Raw genomic sequence first — 23,233 nt, 5'->3', positions numbered from 1 at the left:
CTTCCATTTCCGGGTGCTCCAATCTCGATGCGGATCGCCATTACCACGTATTTCTTTCCATTTAATCACAGACGGCCCGGTTTGTCTTCGCTTTAGGCGGGATTGTCTACCCTTGAATCTTTGAAATGAAACGCAGGAAACGAACAACAATGTGGATAAAATGTGAACTAAAACGTCCTTACTTAAAATTTGAATTAGATTGTGATTTTAATCACAAACAAAATGACGTTGGAACTATACAATAAAGACATCAAAGGTGATCACTTTAGAGAAACCAAAAAACAAAAAAATTCAATACATCCCATGAAGGAGTGGTTTATATGTTCAGCTTCAACGTATGGCTTAGAGAGAATAAAGTGGCAATGTGGATTTTGACGGTGCTTCGGGTTTACATCGGTTACGACTGGATGACCCACGGTTGGGAAAAATTGACCGGCGGATTCGCGGCAGGCGGGTTCCTGCAAGGCGCTTTGGAAAAAACAACGGGTGACCATCCCGCAGTGCAAGCTTGGTGGGGAACGTTCCTTGAGAAATTCGCGATTCCGAATGCAGGATTGTTCGACTTCCTGATCCCGCTCGGTGAATTCCTCGTCGGTGTCGGCCTCATCCTCGGATGCTTTACAACGCTGGCAGCGCTGATGGGAATGGTCATGAACTTCGCGTTCCTCTTCTCGGGCACCGTGAGCACGAACGCCCAACTGGTACTGATGGAAATCTTCCTGGTTGTCGCTGGCGCAAATGCTGGTAAAATCGGCCTGGATCGTTGGGTACTGCCTTACCTCCGCGGATTGTTCACTCGCAACAAAGGTCCAAAAGATACACCAACCATAAGCAGCGCACAAAAAACAGCGTAACTCATAAATAATACGGAAGTCCTGCTCCAATTCGGAGCGGGGCTTTTTTATGAATTCGAGCTTACTTTCGCCAAGGCCAGCTTTCTCCCGACGCAGATGGATTGACCCGTATGCATTTGCCCTCTGTAGACAGACATATTATGATGAACATATACCAGACAAGCCAAAGGAGCAGCAAACATGGCCATTAACCGCCGTCTTGAGACGGATGCCGATTTTCAGGAAGCGATGGATCGCCAGCACCGAATTCGTGTTTTCAAAGACAATCATCAGATCGATTCCGGCGGCATTATCATTCGTTTTGACAGCAACACCATCGTTATTCAATCCAGCGTAAGCGATCTCGCCTATCACGCCCGTACCGACTGCGAATTTTTCGAGATTCGAAAGTCTTGATCCAACGCCAAAAAAGGTTCCGCCCTTCTTGATGAATGGGATCGGAACCTTTTTACAAGATCAATGTCATTTTGTTGGAGTCCATCCTACGCAACGCGGTCTGTTTCCACATATTCCCTGTCGTCTGCTCCAAGTTATGCGTCGTCGCCGAACTGCCAGCAGTTCAGACTAAGCGTTCCGTGGGAGTAGGCTTGAAACAGCCTTTTCGCCTTGCGCGTCATATCTGCCGTGCCCATGGCATAGAACAATGGCGCCAGATGCTCCGTTCCATAGGAAGGTACGGCCATGCGAGCATGCGGGGCTTTTTTGTCGTACTGAAACAGCTCCCTCGTATTCCATTGCTCGAGCCGCTGTCCCATCCAATCGTCAAATTCCACCGCCCAATCCTGCGGTTCTTCGCTGTCGCCAAGCAGACGCAGGTTATGCACCATTCCCCCGCTGCCTACGATCAACACGTCATCATGCCTCAGCTGCTCCAGCATCCGACCGATATCATACTGCTCCTGCGGGGAACGCAAGGAATCGACGGATACGGCCACGACCGGAATGTTAGCCTTCGGGTACATATGCAAAAGCGGAACCCATACGCCATGATCAAGCCCACGCCCGGTGATCGGAAGATGCTGCAAGTTGCTTCGTGCAAACAGCGCACAAATCTCATTGGCCAGGCTTGGCATGCCAAGGGCTGGATAATCGAGATCATACATATCTGCTGGAAATCCGTAAAAGTCATGCAAAGTCCGATGCGTTTCGTCCATGGTCACGGACGGTTCGGGACAATCCCAATGGGCCGTGAATGCCACGATAGCCTTCGGAGCCGGCAGCCTCTCTCCAAGCTGGTTCAGGAAACGAGTGTAGTCGTTGCTTTCCACCGCCAGGGCGGGGGAAGCATGTGCAATGAATAATGCGGGTAATGTCATTGCTGCCAACCTCCAGACACGGATAGAATGGTTACTCTTCTATTTTACCGCGAAGAAGGCGCTTTTCCAAGCTTACATCCCCTGGAGCCGCCAAGCCGAGCCCGTGATACACTCCATTCACCTTGTTGATGCATTCAGGACCTGTTTCATCTCTGCAATCAGATCATCCAGTGCTGCCAATCCTGTTCGATCTTCTGGCGTTCGCCAAGCCACTCCCTGGTACGGTTAATCAATTGCTCCCGCTCTTTGCCGGACGAGAACGTATGGTCTCCCTGGAAAATGATCTCCTTGTCGCAGCGTCCTTCCTGACGCATCCAAAATACCTTTTGATACAGAAACGCATAATCCACCGGGATAACGTCGTCGGACGTGCCGTGAACGACCAGAACATCTCCGTTGAATTTGACCGCTTCCTGAAACGGCTGATGCTCGGCGAGCGATTCGAAGAATCGCGGCGTGAATTTGTATCCCAAATAGTCCGCATGACCATGCTTCACTCCATCATCGTACACGTCGCGTCCGGTGATTTTCACAATATCGTTGAAAGGATACCCGACGGAAGACCACATTACGAGATTTTTGACCCGTTTATCGCGAATGGCCGTCAACAGCGCAACCGCGCCGCCCAAGCTATGTCCGATCAGGGTGATGCGGCTAGGGTCAACGTCACTGCAGTTTACCGCATAATCCAGCACGGAGCGCGTCTGGGCGATCATCGATTCAAGGCCTTCCGCGCCGTATTCGCCGCTGCTCTCCCCACACCCGATGTAGTCAAAGCGCAGAACCAGATACCCGTCTTCGGCCAGTTCGCGCCCGGTCTTGACGAACAGGCGGTCCACGCCGATCCGGCTGCCCACGAACCCATGGCAGATCACCGCGAGCGGTACGCGTTTCTGCTGCGCGTTAACCTCCTTGATGTCCTGAACGACCGGATAATGAATGGTGGCCGTAAGCTCCTCCTGCCCATGACGTATGCTGATCTGACGCTCCATATCGCTTGCCCCTTTCCACAAATTCCAATTTCATAATATATAAATCCGATGAGTTTAATGTGAATTAAAGAAGTTAACTGTATATTATCATTGTACACTGCACAAAGTCAACGAAAGCATCGCTTGTTTTGTTGGTTTTGTATTCGTCTTTTATCGGTAATGGCCTGCAGGAATTGAATATTCTCGATCCGGGATCACTTTATGGCCATAGCAAAAAAGCCAGCTTGTCAGCTGGCCCTACCCGATCCGAAGTCTTACCGGTTACTCGTAACTCCGACGGAACATCTCATGCGTTTCCACCCGTCCCTGCCAATCATCTGCCGCATCATCCAGACTGCTCCAAATGCTTTCTTGATGGATGCCATCTTCCGTTAATTCGCCAGCCAGTTCGACATCTTCCGCCTCTTGTCCCATAGGAATCACTTCATCCTTGACGCCTCGGGAATTGCTGTTCAGCAGCAGCCGGCGGGTCAATTCGCTATGATTCTGATTCATCCTGTCGCACGCTCCCATCCCTGAATTCTGTTGGAAATTGCTTATATTGTGCAGGAAGCGGCCGTTCTTTATTCACGTTTCACCATATTGATACAATACGTTCCATGTACAGGTATATCTCTGCCAGTATTTCGGGAATTCTATACATCAACGGAAAGCGACAACGAAGCCGGTTTTTCGAACCCGGTGATTTCGGGCGAAAGGATTTGAATCATGGAACATCTCATCGAATGGATTCGCAGCCACGGCAAACTGACACTTCTTTGCACCTGTGTCGTACTGGCCTTCATCGGCCTGTGGGTGAATCACAAACAGCTTTTCTATAAGGAATGACTTTGCGAAATGAGAGCCCTTCCCGTATACTAAAATATCGTCAGGGTTGCCTAACCCGGATACCGTAGCGTGTTTAGACAGGAGGAGCAATCATTGAGGATTTCTTATAAGAAGCTTAAAGAATTACAGAATCGGCAAATTACCGAACTAAGCCAAATGACTCCCGAAAATGCAAAATTGTACAACCAGATCAGCGACATTGCGCGCCAAACGCCTGTTGACGAGAAAACGCAGGAAGAATGGATTCTCGAAGAAGGCAAAGCGATCGTGCAAGCCCAGAAGAACGGCGAGTCCGCTCGCGCGCGATATGCCAAAGATCTGGAAAAAGATATATTTGCGCGCCTTGGTGCAGAAGACAGCACCGCGGAAGAAATGACGACAGCTCCCGTAACTCGGTACGGAAACATGAAGAACTCTCTAAGCCAAACGTGGACGCCCGAACCCGAGCATGAAGAGGAAAACGATGGAGAACAAGACGATGCCGAACCTCCTGCTCGAACGAAACGTACGCTCAAATGGTATATCATGATCGCATGGGCGGCCATTTCGGTCGTACTGCTGATGCAGGGCGCAGCAGGGCTGTTCATGGGCTGGACCGACGGAGATACGGGACCGTTCAGCCACATCAGCCTGTTCACGCTGATCGTCGCGGCTGTAGGCGGCATCGCTCTCGTGGAAACGCTGCGCCGGCTGGCGGAGCGACCGGATGACGAAGGCGCTGACCTGACGACCCGTCCGCAAGTCAATCTTCGCGGCATCGCGATCTATATCGCCATCGTGCTCGTTGTTTTGTTCGTGGGATACCCGCTGCGTGACAGCTTTCCGGTCTTTTGGCTCCCGCCATGGGTCAGCTTGCTGATCGGCTTGGCGGGACTGTTTACCTTGAGACCGATCTTCGGGAACAAGAAGCTATAGTGTTTGTAAGAAGGCTGCCGGGAACTCGGCAGCCTTTTCTGATCCCGCAGGAGGCGCGGATGTCCGCCCGTTTGTTTGCGATGCCACCTAGGTGTTCATATTCTTTCTCGCAGGCCGTATTCATTCTCTTGCGTGGCTGTGGGATCTTCCCGGCGTCTCCCCGAATTCCCGCTTGAACATGCGGATAAAATAGTTCACTTCCATGCCGATCGTCTCGGCGGCCTGCTTCACGCTGGCATGCGGATGCTCGTTCAGCCAGTCCGCCGCCTTGCGCAAACGCAGGCGCTGCATGTACTGGTGTCCCGTTATACCATGCTTTTGATGGAAAATCCGGTTAAGATGCTGCACCGAATAGCCGACGGCCTCCGCAACATGTTTCAGGAGCAAATCATCCCTGTAATGCATATGCATCAAGTCGACCGCACGGTCAAAGGCATCCTGCCTCGGGTCAGACTGGCCGAGATGCTGGAGTCCTGCTTGGATGGCCGGTTTGGCAATCCGTCCCGTTCTCTTGGCTGCATTCTCTGGCTCCCCATCGATCCAACGCGACAAGTCCAGAATGAGCTGGTACAGCATGGCCGAAACTTCCCAACACGCATCCGGTCCCAAACCTTGATTCAAGGAGTGCCATAGCGCCGTCATTCTTGACCAGAATTGCTCGAAATCATGCAGCGTTCGGGGCCCCGATTGCAACAAACCTGCGGCCCGCAGGATGGAAGCTGCCGCATCGCCCCCGATGCCGATGTACCCCAGCTCCCAATCGGTTTTGAAACGCGGGCAATACTCATAACCCTTGTCAGGGGCCAACACGAACAATTGTCCTGCGGTTACCTTCCACGTCCCCTCACCGGAAACGTTAAGCTGCCCTTCTCCGCTCCGCGACAAAAACAGTTGGTACACCGGGAAGCCATCCGCTCTGATCAGCGCTCTCTCTTCATGGGTACCTACGCAATATAGATATAAAGGCAGCCGGGCATCCGGCAGCCTCGTCAAGCGAAATGCAAGCATTTCATCCTTCCTTTCGGGCCACGCTCTTTTCCCTTTATTATCTCCCGGCGGAGTACCGCCCGCAAGCGTTACAGGAACTGTTTTGGGTATGGCCCTTTTACACCGAAAAGCCCCTATCCAATGGATAAGGGCTTATTGTACCTATTTCAAATTGACGGGGGGTTAAGGCGTCCCGGATTCCGGCGCTGCAGTTGCAGGCGGGGTTATAACGGGAGCCGGAGAATCGCTGTTCCCGCTTCCTGCTGGATTGGCAGGGGCGGAAGGAAACTGCACCGAATTGGAAGGACTCGATATGGAGCTCACTGTAGCTGCTTGCCCGTTGGCGACACTCACGACATATACGGAGTAGGATTTTCCTGCCTCAATCGGTCTGCCTTCCGAATCCTTCATGCTGCTTGTTATGTTAATCGCAGGGTTTTCGGTATTCGTTTGCACTGCTCCGGCGATGTTGGTATTGCCCAGATTCAACGTATCGCCTTGTCTGACGAGGTAAACGTCGTACCTTGAAATCCCCGTCTGATTCGTTGCTCTGTTGAAGCTTACATCGATAGAAGTCGTCGCATTATTCACGGTAGCTGAAACGCCCGAGACCTTATCCGCAACCACCGGCTCTGCCGCTTTGGCAAGAATCGTAAACTCCTGGGAAGGAGCCGACAGGACAGAAGTGCGAGCAGGACTATCCGCAACGGACATGACGAAAATGTTGTACTTGGTTCCAGGAACCAATGTGCCTCCATTAATATCCACATGGCCGCTATTCAGTTGAATGGCTGACCCCGCACTCGACTTGGCAATATCCACATAGCTGCCGATTCTTTCCGCAGAGGCCACATTGAACGAACTCACCTGGCCTGCGGGAACGATATACGCCTTATATCCCGAAATTCCCGATTCATCAGCAGGTTTGCTGAAGTTGAATGTGACATCGGAGGCATTACCGGCCTGCCCTGTATTTTTAACGGTCACATTCACATTGGTTGCTGGCGAAACGGCCTTAACCGACGTCAGCGTCAGCGCAGTTGACCCTGAGGACAGGGCATTGGCAATCGATGTATTGGTATTGACCGCGAGCACAAACACACGGTAACTCACATCGTTTCTGATCGCCTGACCGTCTGTATCCCTGGCTGTGCCGGACAACTTCAAAGTCGGGTTATTCCCGGTTTTGCTCACATACGTATAATTGGCACTATTGATGGCATTCGCCGTCGACAGGTTGAAACTGCCGGCTCTATCCGCCTTCACCACGAAAACGCGATAATGATTCACATTTGTTTCATCTACGGAACGGGTAAAGGACACCTGCAAGTCACTGCCGTTACCGCTATCGCCCACATCGGAAGCCACCACGTTAGTCGGTGCTGCTATAGCTGAGTTTTGCGATAATGTAATGCTTGCCGATGACGAGGAAAGCGCGTTTTGGCTCGTATTGCCGCTCGTGCTCACCGACATGACGAATACGCGGTAGCTTACTCCATTAGTCAGGGTATAGCCATTTGTATCTACTGCGTAATACGGCAGCGTCAATGATTGATTGCCGCCCGTTTTGTTCACTTGGATATAGTTATTGGACGCATTCGCTGCACTCAGATTAAAGCTGCCGGTATTTCCATTACGTACAACATAGATCCGATAGGAAGCGATATTGTCTTCACTAGAAGGCCGATTGAACGATACCCGTAAATCGCGGCCGTCCCCGTAATCGCTCACGTCTGCTACCGCCACGTTGGTTACCGCAGGGGCATTGGCATTCGTGGCCAGCCTCAACACCGACGACGAGGAAGACAACGCGTTGGTATAATTGTTCTGTTGGTTGCCTACCGCCATGACGTAAATGCGATAATCCTGCAAATTCGTTACGCTGTACCCGCTGGTATCCCTCATGTTGGAAGGCAGCGAGACGGTGATGTTGCCGCCCGTTTTGTTCACTTGATAATACAGGCTGGATGACAAATTGCTGGCCGTGGTCAAATTAAAGCTGCCGGCTACGGAGTTGCGCACCACGAAAATACGGTAGCTTCCAACTTTGGATTCGTCGGATACCCGGTTAAAGCTCACTCGAATGTCGCGGCCGTCGCCATAATCCGAATTGTCCAAAACCTGCGTAATGACCGGTGCGGCAGCCGTATTCGCGCCCAGTGTCAGGGACGATGAAACGGTGGATAATTTGCTTTCCGCCGATGCGGTGTTCGCACTTACCGACATGATGTACACCACATAGGACGTGCCGTTTTTGATCAATTCCCCGGATGTATCCCGCGACGTGGAAGACAGCTTGCTTGTCACCGATGTCGTGTTGTTCTTATAAATGATCGCGGAGTTGGAACTCGAAACCTTGTTCGCTGCTGCCAGATTAAACGAAGACGCATCTTTCGCTTTAACGACAAACGCGCGGTAGTACGTAATATTGGACGTGTTGGACGGCTGATTGAAGCTGATCTCCAGATCGCGTCCGTCACCATAATCGCTCACATCGGCTATTTTGAGGCTGTTCACCGCTTGAACTTCCGTCTTCACGCCAGACAGCTTCAACGCCTGCGAAGACCAGGCAAGAGCGTTTTTGTAGTTATTGCCGCTGCCGCCCACCGTAAACACGTACAGGCGATAGGTTTCTGTCGACGAGAGCAGATCGCCGTTGACGTCACGGGTCTGCGCATTCAGCGTCAGCTTCGGATTGGTGCCGTTCGGAACGACCCTCGTGTAATTGCTGGAAGGCACCGATGAGGCAGCCGATTCGTTAAAGCCGTTGACGTCGCGCGTTTTAACCAGCATGATGCGGTATTCGGATACCCCGTTCTCGGAAGCAGGGCGCGTGAAACTTACGGTCAGATCGCGGCCATCCCCATTGTTTCCGGATACGGTACCATAAATGTTCCAGGCAGCATATGAAGTGTTATCCACCGGCGGCGTTGTCGTCGTTTTGATATCCACGCGCTGCATGCGGGAATTCCAGTACACTTTTTCTCCGAATGCCTCGCTTACGAAGCGGATCGGCACCATCGTATTGCCTTTGATCGTGCTCGCAGGCACGTCAAGATAGGTCAGTTCTCCGTTGATGTAAGCCGTCTTGGAACCAAGCTTCAGGATGACCTCCTGATCGCCGCGGGTCGCCTTGATCGTTTTGGTTTTGTTGGTGTACTGCACATTGGCATCCAGCCCTTCGAAGATGGACCGGAGCGGCACGAGCACCCGTCCTGCCTTCATGACCGGCGGCTGAGGCGCCTTCAGCGCTGAATCGTTGATGTAAATGCTGATCGGTGCTGCGGCATCAATGGCCGGCGCCGGCAATGCGGACATCAGCATGGCCGAAACGGCCAGTGCGGACATCACCTTTTTGACTTGATTTCCTCCTGCTTTCTTCATACCTGTATCCCCATTCTCCCGTTAATTGAAAGGTGTATCGTTGTTTTCGTCGGAAAATTCCTATTTATACCTGTACAATTCATAGACGTTCGAATCCCTCCAAAAGTTTCCGATCCCGCCCAAAAAATATTTTGGCAGAAACACGCTTCCATCATCTACCGTTCAAAGGTTAAAATAACAAGACATTTTGTTACCATTCCGAGACCAACCTATTTCAAATATTGGGTAAGGTTATAGTAATCATCTTGAAAATAACAGGAGGATCCGTTCCATGCCTTCATTCTTCTCTACTCTATCTGACAAAGGCCGCGCAACGCGTACACTCATCGCCGTGACAGCCGCTGTTCTGATGCTGCAGCCCGGTTTCGCTTCCGTGGCGGGGATCGCCGCTGCCGCAACGTCCAATGAGACGGACAAGACCCATGCAAGCCAATCCGCATCCATATACAATACCTACCAATCCATGCTCAAAAAAAAGAACGGCCTGCCCGCCGCTGACCGCTATCTCGCCTCCAATATCAAACGGGTAACGTCCCACCACGCCTCGCTCATGGTGCTCCAACTGGAGAACGCGCGGCTGAAGGCGCTGTCGCCCATGACAGACCGCATGCTGGTTCCCAACGTTCAAGCCAAGCTGCTGCAAGCTTACCGAACAGGGGACAGTTTTACCAAGCTCATGAGCCGGATCGACGATGCTGCCGCGTATAATTTGCTGCAGGAAGCACGGGATAACGGGTACAAGCTGATCATGCTGGAAGGCGCGCTGTACCCGATCATGAACTACGCTGCATTCCAAAAATACAACCAATACGTCAAACCGGATATCGCCGATTACATCAACATCATGGCTGCCGAGACACGCAAAATTCCGGCAGAAGACGGCGATTTGCTCATCGGGTACCAGGAGATGCTGTTGCGTGCACTCAGTCAGGAGCATTTCCTGAAACTATATCCGGATTCCAAACGGTCTGCCCAAGTGCAAAGCCTGTTTGACAGCTACACCCAATATACATTCTATGGATTGATCAACACGCCTTTATTCGACTATGAAACCAACAAAATGACCGCAAACGCTCAAAAAGGTTACAAGGCTGTCATCGAACGCCTCGCCTCCGTAGAAAGTCCGTTTCTTGAACAACTCGCCGATTTCCTGGATGTCGCCGCTGCTTCCAACTTCGAAAAGACACCGGCGGTGGAACGTTGGCTGGAAAAACATGTACCGGCTTCGGAGTGATGAATCCTTGGCGGTTCAAAAAAACATCGCCCGGCGCATTATGGCGCATGGCGATGTTTTATTGTTTGTACCCGTAAACGAATTCGATTGTTTATTCGATCGGCTTGACCATGTGGTCATACTCATGACCCGAAATGATTAAGACGTCGTCTTTGACGTACCCCTGCCGTTCATACAACATTCTGGCCCGGTCATTGTCTCGTTCCACGATTAACGCTGTCCGCGAATGCCCGAGCGTCCTGGCCTGCTCTTCGAAAGCAGCCATGAGCGCCTTTCCGATGCCTTGCCCTTGATAGGCCTGGTCCACGGATAACGTGTCGAGGTAGTATTCACCGGGCCGGGTTTCTTTCCCAAGCCGATACTTCTCGTCTTTGCTGCGGCCCGGGCGGTTCAGAATCGGCTGATCGAGCCGGTCCGCATCTCCGCCGTCATAGGCAACGAGAATGCCTGCAACATGGCCTTCGCGTTCCATCACGGTTACGTTGCGATAGCTGATTCGTGTGTCCTCCTGCTCGTAAAGCTGCCGCAAAATGTGCATGGCCTGCTCGTGATCCCCTTCGCCCGCCAAGGCGTACGCAATATCATCGATCGCTTGCACCAAAAGCGGAATCACCTGTGCAGCGTCTTCCTTGACCGCAGCCCGCAGTACCCCGTCAGTCAACCTGTTCGGATCGTAATGGTTCATCAGATTAACATGTTGAACAGGTTCAGATTTTTGTTCAGTTCGGTATAAGCGATGCCTTTGCGGTTCATCCGTTCGATCAGCGGCTGATAGTCCTCTTTACGCAGCAATTCGATGCCTACGAGCGCAGGTCCGTTTTCTTTGTCATGTTTCTTCGTATATTCGAAACGGGTAATGTCGTCATCGGGTCCCAGAACGTCCACGAGGAATTCGCGCAAAGCTCCGGCCCGCTGCGGGAAGTTAACCATGAAGTAATATTTGAGCCCTTCATAGATCAGGGAGCGCTCCTTGATCTCCTGCATGCGGTCGATGTCATTGTTGCCCCCGCTAATGACGCAAACGACGGTTTTGCCCGCGATTTGTTCGCGGTACTGGTCCAAAGCCGCCACGGTGAGCGAACCGGCCGGTTCGACTACAATCGCATTTTCATTATACAGCTCCAGAATGGTCGTGCAGGCTTTGCCTTCCGGCACTTTCACGATGTCGTCCAGCGTGTCACAGCAGATATCGAAGGTGAGGTCGCCCACCCGTTTAACGGCAGCACCATCCACGAATTTGTCGATATCGTCCAACGTGACGACCTGCTTCCGGAACATCGCTTCGCTCATGGAGGCAGCACCCAGCGGCTCAACGCCGATGACGCGTGTTTCCGGACTGACCGTCTTCACATATGTGCCCACGCCTGCGGCAAGACCGCCGCCGCCGATCGTGACGAATACATAATCGGCTTTCTCCTCAAGGCTTTCCATGATTTCCATCGCTACCGTACCGTTGCCCGCAATGATTTTGGGTTGGTCGAACGGGTGGATGAATGTCATGCCCTGCTCGTCGCAGGCACGCATTGCTTCTTCATATGCATCATCATACGTGTCGCCGGTCAGCACCACTTCCACATTGCTGCCGCCAAAACGTCGAACTTGCTTCACCTTCTGGTTCGGAGTCGTGCTTGGCATGAAGATTTTCCCGAAAATGCCCAGCGCATTACACGAGAAGGCAACACCCTGCGCATGGTTGCCCGCGCTTGCGCACACGATGCCTCTTTCCAGTTCTTCCGGAGACAAGCTGCGAATCATGTTGTACGCACCGCGGATCTTGAAGGAACGCACCACTTGCTGATCTTCTCTTTTGAGATACACATTGCAGTTATATTTGGCCGACAATACAGCGTCCCGCTGCAGCGGCGTTCTCACAATTACTTCGCGAAGCACATGATGCGCGCGCACGATGTCTTCCATGCCGACTTGGGCACGGGCGTAGCTTGGCGTTCCCGCTGCTTCCTGTTCCACTGGTTTCATCTCTTATCCACACTCCGCTTATATTGGCTTGCAGCTGCAAGCATTGTTTGTATTTACGTATTATTGTATCACTTTTGGCTCATTCTGCGCCAAGACCCGCAACATTTCCCATACGCAGAATTTCGTCCACGATTAACTGAGGTTCCGTATATATCACCATATGCCCCGACTCCGCTGCTTCGATCCACCTTGCATTCGGCAGTTTGCTCACGGTCCGATGATGAGCCTCCACAATCGCCGGCCTGATCTTGCGCTCGCCTTTTCCTGCCCTCGTTCCCGAAATGATGCTGACCTCCGCATTCCCCAGACGGGGAGGAGCAACCTGAAGCGAAGACAAATCGTCCAGAAACGCTTTCGCTTCTGCTGCCGCCGTTCGTGCAGCCTGCACCGTAAAATCCTCAAAAAGGTGGTCCTGTTTCACGTCTTCGGGCAGGGTCTCGCCAAGGACACTGCCCATTCGCCGAAGCAAACCGATGCGCGCCATGAAAGGCAGCAGCAGGCCGTTCAGTGCAAAACTGATTTTGGTCAACCTGGAAAAGTACAGCCCGCAATGCTCATCCGAAGGGTCGACCAGCACCAGTCCTTTGATACGCGATAAATCTGCCGCTGCTGCGGTACGCGCAACAGGTCCTCCCCAACTATGCCCAACCAGAATATACGGTCCGGGCCCAAGAGCCGACAGTAGCTCTCCCAAGTCATCTGCCAGCCGGCGAAGAATGCGATCCTCGGAATCCGCGTCACTTCGGCCCAAGCCAGACCGGTCGTATACCACTGTCCGGCAATGCTCGGCGACCAATGGCGCCACCAATCCCCAATTCGATCGCGAGGCTCCCATGCCTGATTCGAATACAACCGTCAGGTCCCCGCTCCCTTTGCTCATATAATGAAGCCTGCGCCCATCCTTTGTCGTAATAAACGAACTTGTTCCCAACGAATGCAGCTTTGGATTATGACCCATGGCTCTCCTCCCACCCATTCGACGTTTCACTGCTCGCCGCCTCTAATTGAAAATCATTATCATTTGATCCATTATAAAATATTCCCTAATCAACGACAAGGCAAGCATCCTGTTAGATACGAAAAAAAAGCACTTCGAACAGCCCGAATCTGTTTATCAGATAGAGGCTGTTCGAATAGGATGCTTCGCACGATTATTTAATGATTAATTAATTCTAAAAAATCCAAATTTACTAATTGCGTTTGCGTCTGATTCATTTGATGCTGCAGTATCCAAATAAAATGAAGAGCTCTTTTGAAGTTGCCACAGCCTAGATTTCTTTCTATGCTGATAATAAGCTCATCCAAGACAAGAAGATTCTCTTCAATCTGCCTGGCCTGAGTTGAAGGGTGTATGGATAGCAGACTGAGTTTATGCTGATTACGGGGATCATAATAGAAGTTATTGATCTGGTTGCGCAATAATTCCAAGATACGCGTATTTTTGTAATCGTTTCGGGCTGAATGCTCATCCAATTGCATATCACACCTTCTCCATCAGCCTGGAAATCAATTTCATGTCCTGCTGGTTCAGATCAAGGATTTCCTCCTGCAGTCTTTGAAGAATTTCAAGATTGGATTGCTGCAGTCTCCCTTGTCCAGCGAGTTCTTTTAACACAGACTCCTGGTATTCTTGAATTTCTCCAAGCACTTCACGGATATCCTTTCTCTGTGACTTCATAATATCTTCTACTGCCGCTTTCGTATCGTCCAGCATATCTTCAATGACGAGCTTCACCTCAGACATATGCTGCTTCACAAAATCAGCCCAATCCTTCTGATTCAACATCCATTGATTCGTCGTATCTATATACACCCTTTCCAATTTACCTAGGTAAATATCTTGCTGTTCTTTGGATTGGGAGACTTCGGCTTCCAGCGCAGCTAACGCTTCCCCTGTCATCGTTCTCGTAGCCTGTATCGCCTCGAACTCTTCCTTAAGGCGTCCTTCGAACAAAGATACCATGCGTGAAGTAAATTGTTCTAGCTGCAGGGCTAGCTGCTTGGCTTGAGTCTGCTGATCCGCTGCAATGGAGAGCATTTGGTTTTTTGCATCCTCCAATTGCAGCAAAGAGCCCTGTTGGTATGCTTTCATATCCTTAGCTGCTTGCAGCCATTCCGATTGAACATCTTTCGAGGAAGCCGTGAATTTGTCCATATATTCAACAAGCTGTTGTTTGCTATCTTGCATCTCGCGATGGATCTGCGCATTCACTTTTTGGAGCTCCGTTCTTCGTTCTTCCATGGCCCCAACCACAAAATAACACAAGCAGGCGATCAGAACAGAGGATATACTTGCAATAATATACCCCGCAGCATCGTATACGGCATATATAGGCATCAACAAGGAGCCAGCGAGCACCAATATGCCGATACTGCTCATCGTTTTAATCTTCATATTTTCGTTCCCCCGTTTTGAAATTATGCCAATCTGCCCCACAGGCCAAAATGCTTTTCAATGACTTCCTTGACCGTATTGCGCAAAAGTACCTGCGTCACATGAGTGAATGCTTCAATAAACTGTGACTTATACGTTTTTATCGCAGCCATATACTGAATTTCGGAAACAGTGCCTTTTGGGAAATCCTCATCCTCAATGGACTCTTCAATGTATCGAAATCCCGTTTCCCATACCTCACTCAGTCTGGGCTGCAAAAATGCATTCAGGTCATACACTTCCGTTTCATCTACCTTCATTTTCACAAACTCTGCTAGTTTCTCATTCAGGCCAGGGATGATCCGTTTCCGGACTTGCTTGTTCCAGCCAGCAACTAACGGAGAAGACTCCTGACACCAGGCTTCATACGAAAAAACGGGATCCAAATAATCTGCAGTAAGCTCGCTCAAAATTATCCAGTGGTAATCTTCATCAAAATATTTGCGATATAACTTGAACTTTGCGTGCACATCATGCCTGATGCGGGACTGCAGAGCAGGGATGTAAGAGCGTTTTTGGGATAACAGCGATTTGAAAAGACTCCGATGTTCCCCCGATTCAATGATCACGGATTCCTTAATTCCCAGATTGGACCATTCCTTTATTGCCTGCTCAATAGCCGCTTCTTCTCCAGATACATCCGAATAGGCATATCGTCTCTCCGAGCGAAGCATGCCCACGGTTATATCGAGGGGCATCAAGCGTGAACGAAGCCCGTTCAACGTATCCAAGGCATTTTTTTGAGCAAATGGAAAGACATCTATCCATAAAAGCCTTGAATCGGGTTTCGATTCAATATTTTTCTGAAACTCTTCCATATATAACCTGTCTAAATCAACTGACTTTCCGAAGGAAGGCCATACGATATAAATAAATCCTTGCGGAATCAACCCATGGGATACGGGTAAATAATGAGCGATGGCCTTCGAAGAAGGCTCTTCGTCTAATGAAACGAATTCTCCGGTATCCAGCTCCGACCAAGCTGCATGATGCCGGTTTGGAAACAAGAAAAGAGGAATCCCCGCCTCCTGCTCCATCTCCCGTGATAAAATCAAGCGTTTGAAGCGGGGGGCAAGCAGATCGCGAAACCACTCATATCGCTCAGCACCTAACATGCCCGTAACAAAGACCGGGCGATGTGCCTGCACTAACCGTTTTACTGGATGCATCCTACATTTCCTTTCAACCTTGCGCCACTCTCTTCCAGATAATCCATAAATGCTTCAACTTGCTGGATGGCACGATGCTGATCCGTAGTCCGATCGTGCTTCTCTTCCAGCAGCTTCTGGAGGTCGGATTGAATGGAAGCCATTTTCTGCTGAATCTCTATAGTGGCGCTGATTATAATAGCCTGCACCTGACGATGATAACTTTGTTCAAGTCTAACCAGAAGCATGGCGTGGACACGGGAAAGTTCCTCCTCGAACAGCCCCGTCAGTTGTCTCGCATATGTCGTTGCTGCCTCTTTTTCAGCCCGTTCCCGCTCCGCCTCAAGCTGCTTCTCAAGAAGTTTCTGGTTTCTGAGCTGGACTTCTTTTTCCTTTTTCAGCCTTTCTTCCTTCTGACGGAGCAACCGTAGCTCGTCCAGCTGCTTCAATTCCTTCTGGATGGCTTGATGATGCCGCTGCTCCAGTTCCTTCTTCCGATTGAAGTAATTTGCTTCGGCAACCTTGTCCAATTCATGATAAGGTGGCGTATCAAACAAGGTGCCGGCCTTTTTAAACCAATATTCCAACGTAATAAAATCCAGCAAGCCGGCGTGTTCATCGGGAAGCGTTTGACGGACCAGGTTCTGATAGCCTTGCACCTTAACCACAACATCCTTGGCTTTGTTCATGTTTTGTCGCAATTTGTTTCCCTTTGTTATAACGGTATCTAACGTTTTGGTGGCAGCCTGTAACGTTTTAGCCGGAACGTTTAATTTTTTTCCGATTTGCGTTATCTTTGATATTTTCTCCACCTTTGTCGCCGCAGTTGCTGCATTTTTCCCTGGAATAAACAGCGTCAGCCAATCCGCAATATTCCCGATTTTCCCCATGAATTCAGAAGCGCTCTGGTTTCCTTCAACGTATATCGTCTGGGGAGTATAGGTTTCCATGCCCTCCATTTCTCTTCGCGCTTCCGAAACAACATGTTCCAACTCCCACGCCAGCGCTTGAACCTCATCCATAGTCACGTCATACTGTCTGAGTTCTTCATCGCTTCGTTGAAGCAACTCTGCTAACAACGCTAGTTCCTCATGAAGTCGACTAACGGCGTGCTCATGTGTTTGGTTAATCCGCTCCGGATCGGGAAGAGTAAGGTGGAATGGAGGAGCATTCAGATCTAAGCCTCCCTCTAGTTGATGGGAAATTTCTTGAATGAGATGCTGCGCCCCATGAAAACCTTGTTCTATCATTTGCCGGTTATATATAGAGAACATTTCTTGAATATAATTCATGTAGGCCTCAACCCGCTTCAAAGCATTGCTACGGGTCCATTCTTGCATAGCTTCCATGCCGGAATGAAGAGGGATGCCCCGTTCGAAGGCTACTCTGCATTCTTCCTTATATCGATTGGCATCGTTCTTGATTTTAAATAAGAAGGGGTCCAAATCCGTTTGAATTTGGTTGCTTCTGACATAATGCGATTTATCGAGAAGCCGCACTTGCTGCTCCAAAAATGACACTTGCGCTTGCAGCTTTTCCGCACTAATGCTATCCGCCCTTTGCAGCAGTTCCTGCTTCTCATTCAAGCTGCGATAAAATGCTCTTCCCAAAACAAGAAGTCGTTGACCTAAACTCGCGTCCCATAACTCCTTTAAACAAGGATTGACCTGTGTATTAATGTATTGTTGCATATCTTCCATGCGTCTCTTCCATTCCAGCTGCTTCAGTGCTTCTGCATCGCTACTCACAGGAAAAAAAAGACGTTTCTTCTCAAAATATTTATAAATTTTTGCATTTTCGGTTTGAATTAGCTCTTCCAGCGATTCCTCAAATGGTTTGATTTCATCCAACTTCGTTCTCACAAAGATTAGTTCAATACCCATCTCCTCAATCTTCTGCAGAAATTTCGCATCATATTCCGTCAAGGACTTGCTCATGACATAGATTAGAAACTGTGCTTGTCGAATAACGGATAACGTCACCTCCTCATGAGAGCGAACGATCGTATTAAATCCCGGCGTATCTACAATGACCAGTCCTTGTTCCAATAATGGATTGTTTAATTGCAGATGGAGTGCCTTGATATCCTGAGCGGTAGATCCATCACCCGTGTGCTGGTAGGAAGCGAGTCCTTCCGGCGCGATGGGCACGATCGAGCCATTCTGATATTCGATAAACGCCGATTCTTCCTCTCCATAAGCTATAAACGTCGGGATCGCAGTTGCCTCCGTCCCTTTTGTGGGTAGATAATGAATATCCAGAAGCGCGTTAATAAATTTTGATTTTCCTGCTGAAAATTGGCCGACGATGGGAAGATAAAATTCTCCCCTCAGTCGCCTGCGCTCCAATTCATCAAGCAAATAAAGGCTGCCCTCGTCTCCTAAATAAGAGGCGATTTCCTTATGGGTGCGCATCATTTCTTTCATTGTCATTTCCGTCCACCTTCCGATTTCACCATATAATGTTATTTATCCATAGAAATAATATCGACCTCTATCATCTCCAATTCCGCAGCAAGTGAGACCGCCTCCGTTAATACCTCGCGAATGGTTTCCATTTCTTGATCGCAACGCTGAATAAGCATTTCTTTCTCATCCACCGTGGATTCCAACTGTTGTTTACGAGTTTTCAACTGGTTCTGCTTCCGCAGGATCAATTCTTGAAGGTTATTTTGAATGCTGTCCACCGCAATGTCGCATAACTGGTTGCGTTGTTTGCGAAGTTCCTTAACCAGCAGCTCCTCCGCCTCTTTCTCCAAGGCATCAACAAAGTCTTCAATCTCATTGCGAACCCTCCGCAATGCAGCAGCATGTTTTTTCTGGAACTGTTCTTTGAACTCCTCCTCGATCCTCTCCTGTTCCTGCCGCTTCTTCAGCATTATCTTTTCCAACCGCAACATTTCCTGGCGATATTGTTCCGTTCCCTTCTGGGGCTCCGCAACGGCCTCGATCTTTTTCCTCAGTTCCGTCGCTTCCTGCTCGAATTGCCGTTCAATCTTCAGCATCTCGGCATCGTATTCCTGACGGGCGCTGTCATCCGTGACATAATCAATTCTGGTCACTTCTTTCTTTCCGAACAACACATCGCTTACCCCTCCAAAAATTCCGCCACGGCTTGTTTTTTCGGTATACTCCTTTGCGAACCGTTGACTGGTGGGACGTGGGCCAAAAGCAGCCTTGTACGCCTGCTCCCGCTGCCTCACACCTTCAATCTTCTGCTCAAGCTCGGCCCTGCGGTTCCGCTCCTCGTCTGCCTGCAGCCGTTCATCCATCACTGCATGCATCCGCTCTTCCAATTCTTCAAGCTCCTGCTCATAACGCTCTTGGAGTGTTCGATATTCTTCCAGTCCAAAATGAAAATTGAACGAGTCTGCAGCCATCCCCTTATGCAATTGGAACTGGATTCCATCAAGCCTGGCCGAGACTTCGCTTTCGATCTGCTGCTGATACTCCCTGTAACGACTCTGAAGCAATTCCATGAATTCATCCAGGAAACGTTGATGGACCTGATTGGCAATCTCATGGTACTGCCTCACGATTTTTTTGTTAAATTGCTCGACGTCCTGCTGAACCTGGTTCAGGTCCGTCCATTCATGTACCTCGCCGATCAGCCGCTGCTTCATATCACGGGTACGGCTGCCGAGCAGAACACGCGTATCCTTCACGATCTGATTGATTTCTCCCAGCAGCGCCTGCTTTTTGTCCGTGATTTTTTCTTCCACTTGCCGGATCTCTTCCTCCAGAGTTTCAATCTCCAGTTCTACATTTCGGGTGTCTACAGCGTGAATCAGGTCTTGCTTAAGTTCATCCAGCTCATTCGTACGCGCAATCAAAACCTTCTTCACCCGATCGACAGGCGCGTATAGTTCTTGACGTGTTTTTTCGCCTTGAATAAGAAACCGCCATAGACGCTGTTCAAACGCCTCCATGCGCGAAACGGCAAGATATTCCTGTCTTTCTTCCGAAGAATAGGCGTTCTTTCCCCGATAGCTCAAAGACTGGCCGCTTCTGGCAACCAAGGCGGGATACGCTGCCACAGGCCAAATCTCCGGAATCGGCTGGTCCGGAAAATACTTGCGGTAACTATTCCTCAAATTGTCGATCACGTCTTCGACGGATTGTTCATTGGGTTTGATTACATCAATCTTGTTTAACACCAATATAATGGTATCGACTTTGGCCCTTAGGCTTGTAAGAAACTCAAAATCCGTTTTCTTGCCTGGCTGATCTGCTGAGAACATGAAAATGCAGGCATGGGATTTTTCAATTTGCCTCTCCGTAATCTCCCTGTGGCCTTCAGCCACACCGTTAAGTCCCGGACTGTCTACCAGCATCACACCATCGTTTAGAAACGCAGAATCCAGGAAAAGCTCCACCCGGTCGATCTCATCGGCTACGTGAAGATCACTGCTGGTACTTACGAACCTCTCTATGGTCTGTACGGAAGCATCCGAATAATGCGGTTGTTTATTCGCATCCTTATAATAAATGGCCGAGCCGTATCCTTCTGGCCCAACATCCTTGTGCCTCAAAAAGTTAACGGTCGCTGTCGTTTCGTTGGTAAATGACGGGAGATACTTCTCCCCCATGAGGGCGTTTAGAAAAGTCGATTTTCCGGCGCTGAACTCTCCAATGACAACAATAGAGAAGTAACCGTTTTCCAGATGATTGTGTAAAGTTTCAAAGGACTGCGCCTGCTCCTGCATATCTATTGCTGCATAATAGTCCCGAGCCTGTACTAACAATGACTGTACCCGCTGTTTTCGATCTTCATACTGCTCCTTGATCCACTCCGTATTCACGAAACATTCCTCCTGCCAGCTCGCTGTTTAGATGCTATTCATATTTGACATCGCTTGAGATAATCGTAAAACCTCGTTCTGTAGCGCAGCAATAGGTGCAATCCGCTGCTTAATTTCATCCTTGCCGGAATCAAGCATCGTGATCAACCTATGCCTAGCTTCTCCTTGGCTTCTATCGTAAAATTCTTGAACCTGTTGTCGGATACTGACCATATTAATCTCGACATTCCGCTTACACGCATCCACTAGCTGGAAGTACGCACGTTCCTTTAAATAGGCGCTAATATGCTCCATCAGCCTTCGTTTTTCGGAACGCATATACTCTTGCCGGGCTTTCATGAGAATCTCATCATACTCAATCTGCTTGCGCCGGATATCTTCCTCAATCTGCTGCAGCTTCGTTTCCAGGGAACTTAACAGATCGGCAAACTGGACAGCCTTCATCTGCAATTGCCTTCTTCTCAGGTTAATTTCCATTTTCTCTTGCTGCAAGCGGTCCTTTTGTTCGGCATATTTAGACTGGATCTCCTGCTTATTCCTGCGCCATTGGTCCCTCTCCAACGTATCTGTTACCGTTTCAGAATAGGACTCCTGATACGTACTCCCGCCAAATATACGAAAAGGACTAAACTTTTTTCTCTCTTTCGTTCGGTAGCGAGTTTCCGTATATTGGCGGACTTCTGGTTCTTTTCCTAATCTGCTTTGCTCAGCAGTCCGATTTTTCTCGACCTTCCTAATGCCCGCATCCAGCTTTTCCACCTGATGATGGATCTTCTGAAGCTCCTTGGACACTTCGGCCTGTTCATCGACGATTTCATTAGTCTTCAATTGATACCCGATCTTCTTTTCCGTCAACTGATCCAGCTTTTTCTCGTAGGCGTAATCGCTGCCATCGAATTGCGTCGCCTGAATCACGAGAGTACCCTGAGAACGTATTTCCACCAAAGGTGCATATTCCTTTGCTTTCTGGATGGAAGTTTGATAGATTTCTTCCAGAATCGAAGAGACGTAATAGTGATATTCGGAGGAAAGCAACCTCAATTTTGAGTTCAACATGTCGCCGTATTGGTTGTTTTCCATAGACGATTCAAAAGCTTCGAAATCATCCATATGTACTTTTTTGTGCATTTGCTGCAGAATGAGATCCGTGTCTTCTCTAATCTTCTGTTTTAACAGCTTCTCCAGACCTGAATGGCGACTGTTCATATAATGGGTCAATTTATCCCGATTCCTTGCGGACAGCTCCTCAAGCTGAACCAGCCTTCGTTCAATTTCTCTGATCTCTTTGCCATCCAGCTGTACTTCAGTGAAAACCCGCGTTTTGTCCAAATCCTCCGAAAGCTCTCGAAGCAAACTCTGAAAAGAAATGAACAACGAGGTTTCAAATATCTTTTTTTGTTCTCCGTTCAAAACGTCATTCCACAAATAATCTTCAAAAAGCTGAAACAGGGACTCCTGTAGAAGTGTCTCCCTGTCCTCCATTGTCAAATCCACCCGATCGCTGCTGTACACTCTCGGGATGGCCTCATCCTTGGCAGCGAGCGCCTGGAGGGAGGACACTCCAAAAGTTCGGAGAGTAGAACCCTTGCTCTGATTGCCGTCGGTCAGTTGTTCAACCAACTGCTTGTGAAAGGAATGCAGCTTTGATTCAACGTTCTCTCCTTCTGATTGCTTTAGTTCATCGATGAAATTCAGAACAAAAAGAAATGAATGTTGGTGCTCCTGCAAAATTCGCAATAATTCCAGATTGCTATGGCTCAGGCTGCGAAGATGAAACAGACAAATGCTGGCATGGGCGCGTTTGATCTCATGCATCGTCATATCACGATGCCCATCTGCAACACCATTAAGCCCCGGCGTGTCTATGAAGACCACTTTTTCATCCGTACTCTTGAAATTGACGTATACATCGACATATGAAATTTCTTGGGCTACGTTCAACTCGGCCATCGTAGTCGTATACATTTTAAGGGCTTCGGGATTTTCGTTCAGATCCAACACAACACGCTGCTTGTTCGGATCGGCAAAATGCACTGCGATTGTATTCACGCATGGATGTGAAGCAGATACATTGCGAATGTACGTTATGGTTGCCGTAGTTTCTACACGAGCGTGAGGAAGAATATCCTTTCCAATCAATGCGTTCAGAAACGTAGATTTTCCTGCACTGAACTCGCCTACGACCGTTATGCGAAATTCCTTTTCTTCCAGTTGCCTGGCGATGTTCTCGGCTCTGTTTTTATAATAATTCTCTGTAGCCATGCTTCTTAAATCCAACACTTTAAATCTTTGGACAAGCTCAAGCAGCTGCATTTCAAAAGTGTTTGGTAACGTTTCATTCATAGACCCATCACAATCCTTTG

At 49.4% G+C, this 23,233-nt stretch carries 18 protein-coding genes; 4 read left to right on the top strand and 14 right to left on the bottom strand.

Features of this window, described 5'->3' with window-relative positions; translation table 11 throughout:
- The first annotated feature begins 320 nt into the window (after positions 1 to 320).
- Together L6H98_RS26185 and L6H98_RS26180 are read left to right on the top strand one after the other, a co-directional pair.
- Positions 321 to 854: a DoxX family protein gene (locus tag L6H98_RS26185; RefSeq protein WP_236420631.1), complete on the top strand. Its 534-nt coding sequence runs from the start codon at positions 321 to 323 to the stop codon at positions 852 to 854.
- 180 nt (positions 855 to 1,034) lie between these two features.
- Positions 1,035 to 1,250, top strand: coding sequence for a hypothetical protein (locus tag L6H98_RS26180; protein WP_236420630.1), 216 nt, complete (start codon positions 1,035 to 1,037; stop codon positions 1,248 to 1,250).
- A 134-nt stretch (positions 1,251 to 1,384) separates the two neighbouring features.
- On the opposite strand, the gene L6H98_RS26175 is transcribed toward L6H98_RS26180, so the two are convergent.
- From L6H98_RS26175 to L6H98_RS26165, 3 genes are all read right to left on the bottom strand, one after another.
- A complete protein-coding gene (locus L6H98_RS26175) occupies positions 1,385 to 2,170 on the bottom strand; it encodes a class III extradiol ring-cleavage dioxygenase (protein WP_236420629.1) in 786 nt (261 codons plus the stop codon).
- Between the two features lie 158 nt (positions 2,171 to 2,328).
- Complete coding sequence (locus L6H98_RS26170; protein WP_236420628.1) at positions 2,329 to 3,162, bottom strand: alpha/beta fold hydrolase; 834 nt, start codon at positions 3,160 to 3,162, stop codon at positions 2,329 to 2,331.
- Between the two features lie 261 nt (positions 3,163 to 3,423).
- Entirely contained in the window at positions 3,424 to 3,657 is a 234-nt protein-coding gene (locus L6H98_RS26165) for a hypothetical protein (protein WP_236420627.1), read from the bottom strand.
- A gap of 426 nt (positions 3,658 to 4,083) precedes the next feature.
- Here L6H98_RS26165 and L6H98_RS26160 point away from each other — a divergent pair, with 426 nt between their 5' ends.
- A complete protein-coding gene (locus L6H98_RS26160) occupies positions 4,084 to 4,905 on the top strand; it encodes a DUF1129 domain-containing protein (RefSeq protein WP_236420626.1) in 822 nt (273 codons plus the stop codon).
- 120 nt (positions 4,906 to 5,025) lie between these two features.
- Here L6H98_RS26160 and L6H98_RS26155 read toward each other — a convergent pair whose 3' ends face one another.
- Together L6H98_RS26155 and L6H98_RS26150 are read right to left on the bottom strand one after the other, a co-directional pair.
- Positions 5,026 to 5,913, bottom strand: coding sequence for an AraC family transcriptional regulator (locus L6H98_RS26155; RefSeq protein ID WP_236420625.1), 888 nt, complete (start codon positions 5,911 to 5,913; stop codon positions 5,026 to 5,028).
- A 162-nt stretch (positions 5,914 to 6,075) separates the two neighbouring features.
- Positions 6,076 to 9,276: a copper amine oxidase N-terminal domain-containing protein gene (locus L6H98_RS26150; RefSeq protein WP_236420624.1), complete on the bottom strand. Its 3,201-nt coding sequence runs from the start codon at positions 9,274 to 9,276 to the stop codon at positions 6,076 to 6,078.
- A gap of 271 nt (positions 9,277 to 9,547) precedes the next feature.
- On the opposite strand from L6H98_RS26150, the gene L6H98_RS26145 reads away from it, so the two are divergent.
- The gene (locus L6H98_RS26145) at positions 9,548 to 10,510 is read left to right on the top strand and encodes a hypothetical protein (RefSeq protein ID WP_236420623.1); all 963 of its coding nucleotides are present in this window, start codon (positions 9,548 to 9,550) and stop codon (positions 10,508 to 10,510) included.
- Between the two features lie 91 nt (positions 10,511 to 10,601).
- On the opposite strand, the gene L6H98_RS26140 is transcribed toward L6H98_RS26145, so the two are convergent.
- The 9 genes from L6H98_RS26140 to L6H98_RS26100 all read right to left on the bottom strand — a co-directional run bounded on the left by L6H98_RS26140 (position 10,602) and on the right by L6H98_RS26100 (position 23,132).
- Complete coding sequence (locus tag L6H98_RS26140; protein WP_236420622.1) at positions 10,602 to 11,195, bottom strand: GNAT family N-acetyltransferase; 594 nt, start codon at positions 11,193 to 11,195, stop codon at positions 10,602 to 10,604.
- Positions 11,195 to 12,487, bottom strand: a complete 1,293-nt coding sequence (gene ilvA / locus L6H98_RS26135) for a threonine ammonia-lyase IlvA (protein WP_236420621.1) — start codon at positions 12,485 to 12,487, stop codon at positions 11,195 to 11,197. Before ilvA ends, L6H98_RS26140 begins: the two co-directional genes overlap by 1 nt.
- A 79-nt stretch (positions 12,488 to 12,566) precedes the next feature.
- On the bottom strand, positions 12,567 to 13,445 hold the full coding sequence (locus tag L6H98_RS26130) for an alpha/beta hydrolase (protein WP_236420620.1): 879 nt from the start codon (positions 13,443 to 13,445) through the stop codon (positions 12,567 to 12,569).
- Between the two features lie 197 nt (positions 13,446 to 13,642).
- The gene (locus L6H98_RS26125) at positions 13,643 to 13,966 is read right to left on the bottom strand and encodes a hypothetical protein (protein WP_236420619.1); all 324 of its coding nucleotides are present in this window, start codon (positions 13,964 to 13,966) and stop codon (positions 13,643 to 13,645) included.
- Position 13,967: 1 nt separating this feature from the next.
- Complete coding sequence (locus L6H98_RS26120; RefSeq protein ID WP_236420618.1) at positions 13,968 to 14,882, bottom strand: hypothetical protein; 915 nt, start codon at positions 14,880 to 14,882, stop codon at positions 13,968 to 13,970.
- 23 nt (positions 14,883 to 14,905) lie between these two features.
- Positions 14,906 to 15,811, bottom strand: coding sequence for a hypothetical protein (locus L6H98_RS26115; RefSeq protein ID WP_236420617.1), 906 nt, complete (start codon positions 15,809 to 15,811; stop codon positions 14,906 to 14,908).
- Positions 15,812 to 16,077: 266 nt separating this feature from the next.
- On the bottom strand, positions 16,078 to 18,501 hold the full coding sequence (locus L6H98_RS26110) for a dynamin family protein (RefSeq protein WP_236420616.1): 2,424 nt from the start codon (positions 18,499 to 18,501) through the stop codon (positions 16,078 to 16,080).
- A gap of 32 nt (positions 18,502 to 18,533) precedes the next feature.
- On the bottom strand, positions 18,534 to 20,870 hold the full coding sequence (locus tag L6H98_RS26105) for a dynamin family protein (protein WP_236420615.1): 2,337 nt from the start codon (positions 20,868 to 20,870) through the stop codon (positions 18,534 to 18,536).
- Positions 20,871 to 20,897: 27 nt separating this feature from the next.
- Positions 20,898 to 23,132, bottom strand: a complete 2,235-nt coding sequence (locus tag L6H98_RS26100; protein WP_236420614.1) for a dynamin family protein — start codon at positions 23,130 to 23,132, stop codon at positions 20,898 to 20,900.
- Positions 23,133 to 23,233: the final 101 nt, after the last annotated feature.

The sequence above is a fragment of the Paenibacillus sp. JJ-223 genome (genome assembly GCF_927798175.1).
GTDB lineage: Bacteria > Bacillota > Bacilli > Paenibacillales > Paenibacillaceae > Paenibacillus > Paenibacillus hubeiensis.
Note: the sequence above shows the minus strand (reverse complement) of the source record. Positions and strands in the feature narration are given on the sequence as shown.